The organism is Gordonia sp. ABSL11-1, from assembly GCF_030315685.1.
Classification (GTDB): domain Bacteria; phylum Actinomycetota; class Actinomycetes; order Mycobacteriales; family Mycobacteriaceae; genus Gordonia.
Genome location: NZ_JASXSI010000010.1, coordinates 136016 through 147917, shown reverse-complemented (window position 1 = coordinate 147917; position 11902 = coordinate 136016). Strand labels below are relative to the sequence as shown.

7 protein-coding genes are annotated in these 11902 nt (G+C 66.7%); 1 reads left to right on the top strand and 6 read right to left on the bottom strand.

Going from position 1 to position 11902, the window contains the following annotated elements; translation table 11 throughout:
* Window positions 1-10 precede the first annotated feature (10 nt).
* The 5 genes from QSJ19_RS13310 to QSJ19_RS13290 all read right to left on the bottom strand — a co-directional run bounded on the left by QSJ19_RS13310 (window position 11) and on the right by QSJ19_RS13290 (window position 9781).
* Window positions 11-946, bottom strand: a complete 936-nt coding sequence (locus QSJ19_RS13310; protein ID WP_286321027.1) for a metal-dependent hydrolase — start codon at window positions 944-946, stop codon at window positions 11-13.
* Between the two features lie 27 nt (window positions 947-973).
* Window positions 974-2755, bottom strand: coding sequence for an SDR family oxidoreductase (locus QSJ19_RS13305; protein WP_286321026.1), 1782 nt, complete (start codon window positions 2753-2755; stop codon window positions 974-976).
* Between the two features lie 153 nt (window positions 2756-2908).
* The gene (locus tag QSJ19_RS13300) at window positions 2909-4159 is read right to left on the bottom strand and encodes a pyridoxal phosphate-dependent aminotransferase (RefSeq protein ID WP_286321025.1); all 1251 of its coding nucleotides are present in this window, start codon (window positions 4157-4159) and stop codon (window positions 2909-2911) included.
* Between the two features lie 190 nt (window positions 4160-4349).
* Window positions 4350-8141 carry a heterodisulfide reductase-related iron-sulfur binding cluster gene (locus tag QSJ19_RS13295; protein WP_286321024.1) on the bottom strand — a complete coding sequence of 1264 codons (3792 nt, stop codon included), beginning with the start codon at window positions 8139-8141 and terminating at the stop codon, window positions 4350-4352.
* 263 nt (window positions 8142-8404) lie between these two features.
* The gene (locus QSJ19_RS13290; protein WP_286321022.1) at window positions 8405-9781 is read right to left on the bottom strand and encodes a WS/DGAT/MGAT family O-acyltransferase; all 1377 of its coding nucleotides are present in this window, start codon (window positions 9779-9781) and stop codon (window positions 8405-8407) included.
* Between the two features lie 120 nt (window positions 9782-9901).
* Here QSJ19_RS13290 and QSJ19_RS13285 point away from each other — a divergent pair, with 120 nt between their 5' ends.
* Window positions 9902-10489, top strand: a complete 588-nt coding sequence (locus QSJ19_RS13285; protein WP_286321021.1) for a SanA/YdcF family protein — start codon at window positions 9902-9904, stop codon at window positions 10487-10489.
* A 1-nt stretch (window position 10490) separates the two neighbouring features.
* Here the strand turns inward: QSJ19_RS13285 and QSJ19_RS13280 are convergent, their stop codons facing one another.
* Window positions 10491-11726, bottom strand: coding sequence for an acyltransferase (locus QSJ19_RS13280; protein ID WP_286321019.1), 1236 nt, complete (start codon window positions 11724-11726; stop codon window positions 10491-10493).
* Between the last annotated feature and the right edge of the window lie 176 nt (window positions 11727-11902).

Here is an 11902-nt window from a genome sequence, read left to right as displayed (position 1 = left end):
GACCGGCCTGTCAGTTCGCGTTGCGGGCCGCCGGCGACGCCGCGAGGTAGGCGACGGCCTGGGCGGTGCTGCCGATCTCGTTCGGGTGGAAGCCGGGACGGAAGTAGCTGAATGTCGCGAACACGATGTGCCGCATCTTCGGCAACACCCCGGCGCGCACTCCGCGGAAGTAGTGGTACTGCTGCGCAAACCAGTTGTGCCGTACCGAGGAATCCTGCGCCATGATGAAACGGAAGCCCCGGTTGATGAGGAACAGCAGAATCGGCAGCACCACGAGCATCGCCCGACCGCGCCGGAGGTAGCTGTCCCCGAAGTAGACCGCGACCTCATGGGCAACCGCTCGATGTTCGACCTCCTCAGCGCCGTGCCAGGTGAACAGGTCGGTCATCGTCGGGTCGGCGCCGGACTCCACCCACGTGTTGTTCAGAGCGAAATCGCCCAGGATCGCCGTGTAATGCTCGAGCGCCGCGATCAGCCACAGGCGTTCGACGAGGTGCTTCTGACGGGCCGCCGGCGTGCCCGTCTCCATCGGGCCCAACACCTTGCGGAAGATCCATTCCATCTGCCGCAGATACGGATTCGGATCGATCCCGTGGTGCTCGAGGAACTCCCACAGCACGTGGTCGTGTGCCTCGGCATGCATGGCCTCCTGGCCGATGAAACCACGCATCGTCGCAGCGAGCTCGTCGTCGCGGACCAGTGGCAGTGCCTCGTTGTAGGTCTGCACAAACCATCGTTCACCCTCGGGCAGCAGGAGGTTCAGCACGCTGATGAAGTTCGACGGCACGGGGTGACCCGGAATCCAGTGCAGCGGGACATCGCTCCAGTCGAAGGCGACATTGCGGGCGTGTAGCTCCACGGGCCCGGGATCGGAACCGTCGAGATCCCGGGGTTCCCGTGCGTCGTTGATCGGGTGGCCGTGATCGGGATGGGCGGTCGCGGACATTCCTCAACTCCTTTCAGTGACACTCCACTAACGGGTGACCTTCTGGCGTGCCGCGAACCGCGACAGCCAGGGGGTGAATCGGTAGATGCGGTAGCCCACCTTGGCTTCGGGGGTCACCGGGACGACGGCCTTGTTGCGGATGACCGCGCGCACGATGTCGCGGGCGACCCGATCCGGGGTGAAACCCCGGCGCTGATAAAAACGGTTCATCCGATCACGTTGCGATGCCTCGGTTTCGGTGTCGAGACCCGCGATCGGGGTGTTGCCGACGATGTTGGTGTCGACGATCCCCGGGCAGATGGCGCTCACGCCGATGCGGTGCTCGGCCAGCTCGGCGCGCAGCGACTCGGAGAACAGCAGGACACCGGCCTTCGACGCCGAGTAGAGGCCCAACGAGCGCTGCGGGGTGAACGCGGCAGCCGACGCGACGTTGACGATGTGGCCACCGACGCCGCGGTCCACCATCTGCCGTCCGAAGGCACGGCTGCCGGAGATGACACCCCGCAGATTGACGTCGAGCAGGCGGTCGACCTGCTCGTCGGTCGCGTCGAGAGCCCCACCTGCCAAACCGATCCCGGCGTTGTTGACGACGATGTCGGCGACGCCGTGGCGATCGCGGACCGCCTCGGCGAACGCGGTGACCGCGGCGGTGTCGGAGACGTCGACGGCGAAGGTGGACGCCTGGACGCCGAAGGTCTTGCTCTCTCGCGCCGTGTCGTCGGCGGCGGCGAGGTCGATGTCGGCCAACACCAGCTCGCACCCCTGCTCGGCGAGCGCGAGGGCGGTCTCCCGGCCGATTCCACTCCCGGCGCCGGTGATGACGGCGAGCTTGCCCGACAACGGCTTCGGCGTGCCGAAGACACGGGCGCGATCGAACTGGGACGCACTGTCGGCTGTTCCGGTCTGGCCGGCGATGAAGTCACGCGCGGTGCGGGCCAGATAGCCGGGGTTGGTGTACGGCAGCCAGTGCCCGGTCGGCGTGCTGCGGCGCCACAGGCGCTGGGTGTGGCGGTGCGTGTCATCGAAGATGGCCGGGCGCAACGCGATATCGCGTTCGTTGACCACCTCGAGGACCGGCACATGCGTGTCCCTGGTGCTCGGCCGCCGCAGCTTGGCGCGGATGTTGGCGCGGTACAGGCGAAGGCCGGAGATCATGTCGTCGCGCAACGTGTCGCCGACGACCACGTTCTCGCGAGGAGTGCCCTCGACCCGGTACAGGAATTCCCGCCACACCGCGGGCGACCCGGTTGCGCCGAAGAACAGTCGCGGCAGCACCGGCAGCTGGAAGAACACGGTGTAGGCCGACGACGCCACCTGCGACGCAGCACGTCCCACATTGCGCGGCGTCGGCCGGGACAAAGAGCCGCGCGCCCATTCCGCGAGATGATCGAGATTCGGGCCCGACACCGAGACGAACGACGCGATCCGGGTCTCCGCGCCCCGTCGCGTGACGGCCTCCCACGCCTGCACCGATCCCCAGTCATGCGCGACGACATGGACCGGCTGATCGGGGCTGATCGCCTCGGCGACGGCGAAGATGTCGTCGGCGAGCAGATCGAGGCGATACGGGTCGTCGCCGTCGGGCCGATCGCTTTCACCGAAGCCCCGGCAGTCGTAGGCGACGACCCGGAAGTCCTCGGCGAGGACGGGGGCCACGTGAGTCCACAGATGATGGCTGTCCGGCCATCCGTGGATCAACAGGACGGTCGGTCGAGACCCCGCCTCCGGCGCTCCCGAATCGGTCCCCACCTCGAAAACGGCCAGGCGTACCCCACCGTTGCTGACCACACTCTTCTGCCAATCGACCATGCGACTCCCCTTCGAGACGATCGAATGGAGTTAGACGTTACCAAGCGTCACATGAATTGACCAGAGTGTCCGTGACGCGACGTCACGTGTAGTTGGCGTGCGGGAGCGTCCGCGCCTGGATGTCAGCGGATGTCAGGTGGATGTCAGCGGATGTTACTGCCGGTAGGACGACAGGAAGTTTCCGATGCGCTCGACGGCGTTCTCCAGGTCACGGCCCCACGGGAGGGTCACGATCCGGAAATGGTTGTGGTCGGTGAGGTTGAAGCCGGTGCCCTGGACCACCAGTATCTTCTCCTGCAGAAGCAGATCCTGGACGAACAGCTCGTCGTTGTGGATCTCGTGCACGTTGGGGTCGAGCCGTGGGAAGGCGTAGAGCGCGCCCATCGGCTTCACGCAGCTGACACCCGGGATCTCGTTGAGCTTCTCCCAGGTGATGTTGCGTTGTTCGTACAACCGGCCGCCGGGGGCGACGAGGGCGTCGATGCTCTGATAGCCGCCCAGGGCGACCTGGATGGCGTGCTGCCCCGGCACGTTGGCGCACAGTCGCGTCGAGGCCAGGATGCCGAGACCTTCGATGAAGCCCTTCGCGTGATCTTTGGGTCCGGTGAGGACCAGCCAACCCGCGCGGTACCCGCACACGCGGTACGCCTTGGACAGGCCGTTGAAGGTGATGCAGAGGAGATCCGGGGCCAGCGAGGCGACGCTGGTGTGCACGGCGTCGTCGTAGAGGATCTTGTCGTAGATCTCGTCGGCCAGGATCAGCAGCGAATGCTGCCGGGCGAGTTCGACGAGTTGTTCGAGCACCTCACGTGAGTAGACGGCGCCCGTCGGATTGTTCGGATTGATGATGACGATCGCCTTGGTGCGGTCGGTGATCTTCGACGCGATGTCGGCGATGTCGGGGTTCCAGTCGTTGTCCTCGTCGCAGCGATAGTGCACCGCACGCCCGCCCGACAGTGCGGTCATCGCCGTCCAGAGCGGGTAGTCGGGGGCCGGGATCAGCACCTCGTCACCGTCGTTCAGCAACGACTGCATGGTCATCGTGATCAACTCGGACACCCCGTTTCCGAGGATCACGTCGTCGACGTCGAAGTAGGGGAAGTCGATCAGCTCGTACCGTGTGACCACCGCACGTCGCGCCGACAGCACGCCCGCCGACTCCGAATAGCCCTGCGAGTAGGGCAGCGCGTGGATCATGTCCCGCATGATCACGTCGGGCGCCTCGAAACCGAACAGCGCGGGATTGCCGATGTTGAGCTTCATGATCCGGTGGCCCTCGGCCTCCAGTCTCGCCGCGTGGGCGTGCACCGGCCCCCTGATCTCGTAGCACACGTTCTGCAGCTTCTGCGACTGCTCGAGTGGCTTGAGGTTCTGGTTCAGGTGCGATACGTACGGTCTACTCACGAGTTCAATTGTGACAGCACACGGCAAGCCGGTTTTGGTGACACCGCCGACCGATGACAGGGCACGATCCACACACCCTCGAACGACAACACCACCTCGGTTCCAAACCGAGGTGGTGTTGTGAAGCGAGGGTGAGGGTTTGATCGGTCGGTCCGTGCACCGGAGGTCGGCGCGCGCACGGACCGACCGATCAGGAGTGCCCAGGCCGCTTCTTGCCGGCCGCGATGCCGAATCCCTTCGCCTTCGAGGCGCCTGCCTCCGAGATCGTCTTCGCCGACGACCCGTTGGCCGACGACCCGTTCGGCGACGGCGCGGGTGCGTCGTCGGCGGGCGGGGTGGCGTCGGTCTCCGTCGTCGACTCTGCCTCTGCGGCCGGCTTGGACTGCTCGCTCGACGTCGTCTCCGTCGCTTCCGGAGCTGTCTCCGACGTGGCCTCGGCAGCGGTCTGCGACGAATCCGCCGCCGACGAATTCACTGCTGACGAATCCTCCGCCGACGACGCCTCGGGCTCGTCCGCAGGTGCCGCGGTCTCACTCGGGGCCGCAGTGGTCGGCGCAGTGGTGGCCGTCGCCGCTGCGGCCTTGCCGATCCCGCCCGGGCGCTTCTTGCCGGCCGACATACCGAAGCCCTTGGCCTCGCCGGGCTTGGCTTCCGTCGATGCCGCGTCGGCGGGCGTCCCCTCGGTGGCGCCCTCCGTCGGCTCCGTCGTGGAGACCGAACCGCCGTCGGCGAGGGACTCCTGTGTCGCCGACGACTCGGCGGCAGCGGATGCGGTTGCCTCGGGCCCGGACTCCGCCGGGGCCGAGGCCGCAGACTTCGGCGCCGACGACCCGATACCGCCCGGGCGCTTCTTGCCGGCCGACATACCGAAGCCCTTGGCCTTGCCGGGCTTGGCCTCCGTCGACGCAGCTTCCGTCGACGCAGTTTCCGTCGCCGCTGCAGCCGGCGCGCTCGGGGCGGGCTCGCTCGTCGTCGGCTCGGATTCGCTCGGCGCGGAATCGGATTCGGCAGGCGCCGAGGCGGCCGGTTTGGGCGTCGGCGCTCCGGCGCCACCCGGACGCTTCTTGCCCGCGGCCATGCCGAAGCCCTTGGCCTTACCGGCCTTGGCCTCCGTGGCCGCCGGGGCGGCCGACTCGGTGTCGGCGGTCGGGGCCGCCTCGGGTGCGGACTCGGTCTCGGCGACCTGGTTCTCGGCCGGCGCGGTCACGCCCGCGTCGGATGCGGCCGCATTGGGCTTCCCCCCGGGCTTCTTCGCCTTGCTGCCCATGCCGAATCCCTTGGCGGCGGGCTTCTTCTCGGTGGGAGCGGCGTCGGCGGCGGACTCGACGGCCGCCGACGACTCGGCCTCGGCAGGTGCGGGCGCGGCGGATCCGCCGGACGCGGCGCCTGGCTTCTTGGCCTTGCCCATGCCGAATCCCTTGGCGGCGGGCTTCTTCCCGGCAGGCGCGGACTCCGCCGGCGCAGTCGCGGCGGGCTTCGACTCCGCCGGGGCATCCGCTTTCGCTGTCGAGCCCGGCTTCTTCCCGCCCTTCATGCCCAGGCCGACCTTCGGCTTCGGCTTGGCCTCGGTCGTGGTCGCAGTAGCCGCGGCGGCTGCGGGCTCCGGCTCCTTCTCCTCGGCAGCGGCAGGCTCGGGCTCGCTGACGGCCGGTACCGACGCGGGGCCGAGGAAGCGGCCACCGCGCTGGACCTCGGGAGCGCCACGACGGACCGACTCGAGCAGCAGCTGAGCGACGTCGACGACCTCGATCTTGCCTTCCTGCTCGGTGTTCGCCGTCCGCGCGGTCACGCCGTCGGTCAGCATCACGCGACAGAACGGGCAGCCGGTCGCGACCTTCTGCGGCGTATCGCCCTTCGACGAACCCAGCGTGTCGAGCGCCTCGTCGACGCGGTCGATGTTGATGCGCTTGCCGATCTGCTCTTCCATCCACATGCGGGCGCCACCGGCGCCACAGCACATCGACCGCTCACCGTGACGCGGCATCTCGGTCAGCTGCGAGCCGGACGCCGCCATCAACTCACGCGGGGCGTCGTAGACCTTGTTGTGGCGGCCGAGGTAGCAGGGGTCGTGGTAGGTGACACCCTCGCCCAACGGCGCGACGGGAACGAGACGCTTCTCGCGCACCAGCCGGTTGAGGAGCTGGGTGTGGTGGACGACCTCGTACTTCGCGCCGAGCTGCGGGTACTCGTTGCCGAGCGCGTTGAAGCAGTGCGCGCAGGTGACGACGATCTTCTTCCGCTGCTCGGGTGCGGTGGAGAACACCTCGCCCAGCATCTCGATGTTCTGCTGGGCCAGCATCTGGAACAGGAACTCGTTGCCCGCACGTCGGGCGGAGTCGCCGGTACAGGTCTCGCCCTCGCCGAGGACGAGGAAGTTCACCGCGGCGATGTCGAGCAGCTCGGCGACGGCCTTGGTGGTCTTCTTCGCGCGGTCTTCGTAGGCGCCGGCGCAGCCGACCCAGAAGAGGTATTCGAAGCCCTCGAACGACTCGACGTCCTGACCGAACACCGGGATCTCGATGTCCATCTCGCCGATCCAGTTGGTGCGAGCGGATGCGTTCTGACCCCAGGGATTTCCCTTGTTCTCGAGGTTCTTGAACATGCCGGCCAGTTCGGTCGGGAAGTCCGACTCGATCAGCACCTGGTAGCGGCGCATGTCGAGGATGTGGTCGACATGTTCGATGTCGACCGGGCATTGTTCGACGCACGCGCCGCATGTGGTGCAACTCCACAGGGTCTCGGTGTCGATGACGGCACCGATCTCCTCCGGGTCGTACTGCGCCTCGGTCCCGTGGGCGTCGCTCTTCTGCGCGACGCCACCCTTGCTCTCGCCGACGAGCTTGCGTTCGGCCTCGACGCGAGCGGACTCGGGGATGGCGTTCAGTTTGTCCTCGAGGACGTTGCCGTCGGCGTCGACCAGCCCGACTTCGTCGCCGCCCATGTCCTTGCGTCCGCCGGCCATGAGATATGGCGCCTTCGCGTTGCCGTGATCACGAAGTGAGGTGATCAACAGCTTGGGCGACAGCGGCTTTCCGGTGTTCCAGGCCGGGCACTGCGACTGGCACCGACCACATTCGGTGCACGTGGTGAAGTCGAGCCAGCCCTTCCACGAGAAGTCCTCGATCTTGCCCGCGCCGAATGCGTCGACGTCGGGGTCGGCGGTCTCCATGTCGAGGACCTTGCCCTGGCTCATCATCGGCTTGGCCGCGCCCAGCGCGACGCCACCGTCGGCCTCACGCTTGAGATAGATGTTGAAGAACGCGGCGAACCGGTGCCAGGCCACACCCCAGTTGATGTTGTAGCCGACGACGGCCAGCCACACCATGGCCGAAAGGAGTTTGAGGACGGCCATCGCGGAGACACTCCATTCCGGAACGCCCTCGAACGGCATCGCCAGGTAGTGGAGTGTCGGCGACGCCCAGATCGGAGCGTGCTCGATCCCGGAGGCGATCTTGAATAGCTTCACGCCGAGCATTCCGAGGCCCTCGATGATGACGACGACCTCGACGAAGTACGCGGCGCGGAAGTTGGACCCCGAGAAGCGGGACAGTCGCTCGGGCACACGCGGATGGTTCAACTGGCGGATGACCACCAACGTCACGCCGCCAATGACGGTCGCCCATCCCAGGACTTCTTCCGCGAGAACGTAGGGGCCCCATGTGCCGAGCCACGGCCAGTGAAAGTTCGGATCAAACGCCTGCCCATACGCTTCGAACACGAAGATGAACCCGAGAAGGAAGCCCACCATCACGAGCCAGTGCGCCCAGCCGACTGTGCGGAACTTCGCCATGCGGGTGTGCGCGGCGAACTCTTTGGTCATCGTCATCAGACGCGGGATGACCGGAAAGTACCGGCCGCGGTCGACACTCTGTCCTTGCGCCAGCATCCGCAGCATCCGCCAGATCCCGCGGAAGAAGATGGCCCAGCAGAACAAACTGAGAACAGCTGCGGTGGTACCGATGGCGATCGTCGTGGCTGTCACGGCGCGTACCGGCCTTTCTCTAGGTCGTCGCCGACCCGGTTTGCGCAGGGCTGATGCGCACACGGGCTGACGTGTACTACAGGTAACCGTAGTTCGTCGGGGTGCTGGAACGCTGCCAAGGATGACCTAACTAACGCTCGGTCCCCCGAGGGATGTCATGTCGATGGTACTCATCAGTAACTTACTATCGAGTCAGATAGCCGGGAAGACCGCTTCCTGTGGGAAGCATCACGACAGGCGCTGCTCAGAACGTATCAGGACGCTCATCGCTGGATTCCGGCAACCTTCTCCATCTCCTCGAGTGCGGTGTCGAGATGGGTCAACAGACGCTGCAGGCTCGGCAACTGTGCCCGAGCACCGATCAGACCGAAGTTGACGTGATCGGCGGTACTCGTGACCGTGATGTTGAGTGCCAGGCCCTCCATCGGGATCGAGACGGGGTACACGCCGTCGAGGCGGGCGCCATTCCAGTACAGATGCTCCGACGGGCCGGGCACGTTGCTGATGATGATGTTGAACTGCGGCGGGGTGTACTGGACGAATCCGGGCACTGTCGCGAACGCCAGCGGGGCGAAGTTCGCCGCGCCCAGCGCGAGGGCCTGCAAGGGTCTCAGGCCCCGCACCACCTCTTTGCTGCGCCGGGTCGACGCCACGATCGTCGCAAGACGGCGTTCCGGATCGGGTTGGTCGGTGGCCAGATTCACCTTGATGGCGGTGATCGAGTTCCCGACCTTGTCGGAGTCGGTGTGCATGGACACCGGCGCCGAGGCGATCAGCGGTTTGTCGGGGAGGGCGTCCTGGTCGATCAGGTACGAGCGCAGCGCGCCCGCGCACATGGCGACCACCACGTCGTTGAGTGTGATCTGCAACTCGCTGGTCACCGCCCGTAGCCTGTCGATCTCCCACTGCTGAGCCGCGAAACGGCGGGCACTGCCGATCGCGACATCGAGGATGGTCCGGGGTGCACCGTTGCCCGGCCCGACGAAGTCCGGATCGGTGATGCCGCGGAAGGCCACCTTGGCCGCGGCGGGCGCCATGCCGATGACCTGGCTGCCGACGTCGAGCGCGGCGCCGAGGCGCGGTCGCAGGCCACCCGTCGACGTCGACCGCTTCCGTCGGGTGAGGTTCGCGTCCCACGGAGCCGAGCCGGTGCGGTCGTCCGCATCGGTGGTCAGCGTGCGCTGCAACAGCTTGAGGGCGGAGACCCCGTCCACGAGTGAGTGGTGCACCTTCGTATAGAGCGCGACGCGGCCGTCCTCGAGACCTTCGATGACGTGCAGCTCCCACATCGGACGGAAGCGGTCGAGAAGTGCCCCGTGCTGCAACGAGACATAACGTAGGAGCTCTCGGATGCGGCCCGGTCGCGGCAGCACGGTCCGGCGTACGTGGTACTCGAAGTCGATCTCCTCGTCGAACGACCACGCGACGTTGCCGAGGATCGTCACCGGGGAGGCCGGACGCTTCCGGAACAGGGGCGCGACGTCGAGGCACTCCTGGAAGGTGGTGAACATCTCCTCGGCGAGCTCGGTGTCCGTCTGCCTCTCGCGCGGCACGAACAGTTGGAGTCCGCCGGCATGCATCGGCTGTTCGCGGGTCTCGGCGATCAGGAACATGGATTCGGTGATCGGCATGTAGGGCATTCGAGGCGACCTCCGGATCGAGCAACAGGCAGTGCGGTCTCATCAGTATCGGCGCGCGCACCGCGTGGGGCCCGGGAATGCACAAGACCGTCAGAGTCTCCCGTCGCCTACCGTGAAGCCGTGTACCCGGCATCGCGGGCGGTCCTCACCGCACTCGTCGTCGTCGAGCTGATCATCACGGTCGCGGCGACCTGCGTGTATGTGATGTCGGCGGGTCGCGTCCTCGACGCCGACGACGTGCCCGACCGTTCGACTGTCCTGGTGCTGGGTTCCCTCGTCGACGACGACGTGCCCGGCGACTACGTGCGGGGCCGGCTCGACACCGCGCTCGAGCTGTACCGGGCCGGCCGTGCGGAGCGGATCATCAACTCCGGCAATGGGATCACCGGGGAGGAACCCGCCGTGATGCGGCGATATCTGGAGGAGCGGGGCGTCGACGGCCATCTCATCACCGACGATCCGGGCGGCCTGGACACCGTGGCCAGTTGTCGGCGGGCCCGTGACGATTTCGGTGTGCACCGAGCCGTGATCATCACCCAGGACTTCCACCTGTCCCGGGCGATCGCGCTGTGCCGATCCGTGGGCGTCGACGCGACGGGCGTCGAGGCAGGATGCGAGTGTCCGGTTCTGACCGTGGTGCGCAACCACGTGCGCGAGTTGCTGCTCGCGCGGCCGCGGGCTCTGCTGAGCGTGGTGACCGGGCGCTGAGTCAGGCGGAGCGACCCGGCAGTGGCATGCGCGGCCGGCCGGTGAGGTACGACGACCCGGGCAGTCGGCGGAGGATCTCGACGAGCAGCAGCGAGCCGCCGATGGTCCCGACGTAGGCGACGATCGTGCCCCACGGCTGGCCGAACGTGTCGAGAATCCAGGCCTGCCCGCCGGCCTGGGGCTTGAGGATGACGTACAGCACCAGCACGTGTGCGAGGAAGACGCTGAACGAGCGATTCGACGCGTAGGAGACCACGCGGGCGAAACGTGGGGTGAAGTCGCGCCAGTGCGTCGCCCAATGGGCCGCGGCTGCGTACAGGCACGCGATGGCCACGACGAGGAACGGCAACAGATACGGATAGAACGCGGAGTCGTTGTCGTGCACCGGTTGTCCGCGGAACCACACACCGGTCAGATAGGTCCCCGCGGCGATCGTCCCGGTCACCAGCAGTGCCCCGAACAACCACCAGCCCTTGCCTTCCGGCCACCGCGCGATCGCGTCACGGTGCACTGCGGCGACTGCGCCGTAGAGGATGAAGAACTGATAGGGCACGAAGGTGGCGTAGTGGTGCCACCAGTAGTCGGAGATCGGGGCGGGCGGCTGCCAGTAGGTGATGGCCGCGGTGATCGCCACCTGCACGGCGAGCGCCGCCGCCAGCAGGAGACCGTGGTGTCGGGCCGTGGCCCGCACGAGGAACAGGACCAGCGGGAAGAGCAGGTAGACCTGCAACATGACGAACAGGAAATACATCTGGAAGCCGGACAGGCCCCAGCCGATGAGGCCGGCGAACTCACCGAGACTGTGCATCGGGTTCGAGACGACGTCGGTGATCCGACCTTCGGCCCACACCTTTTGGACGAACCAGTAGATCGCCGACCAGATGATGTACGGGAAGATCACCAGCGATATCCGCTTGCGCCAGAACTCGGTGGTGCGGAAGTCGGCCTTCTCGTAGTTCTGGTACATCAGCACGAAGCCGGTCAGCGCGAAGAACGTGTTGCGCGTGAAGTGCAGCAGCAGCGAGGTCGTGTTGACGGGGAGACTGGTGAACTCGTTCGTGGTCTGGGTGAGGCAGTGCACGAAGATGACGAGCGAGAACGTGGTCGCCCGGATCAGGTCGACGTGATGCAGATAGGCCCGTTTGCCCGCGCTGCGAACCGCCTGACCAGTGCACGCGACCGTGCCGGTGCCCGTCGTGGCGGCGGCACTGTCCTGCCCCGGTGCGTACGTGGTCATGCGTGCCTCTTCGCCCCAACCCTTGGATGACTCCCGGTCCGAGGGGTCTCGGCCACGAGTCCTCGGGCGCTCGTCGCATCTCGGTGGCGGTCCGTACCGTGCGGCTCGGACACCCGGGCACGAGCATCGTGAGTCACCCTAACAGTCCAACCTGGGGACAGCCTGAGATGCAGGTC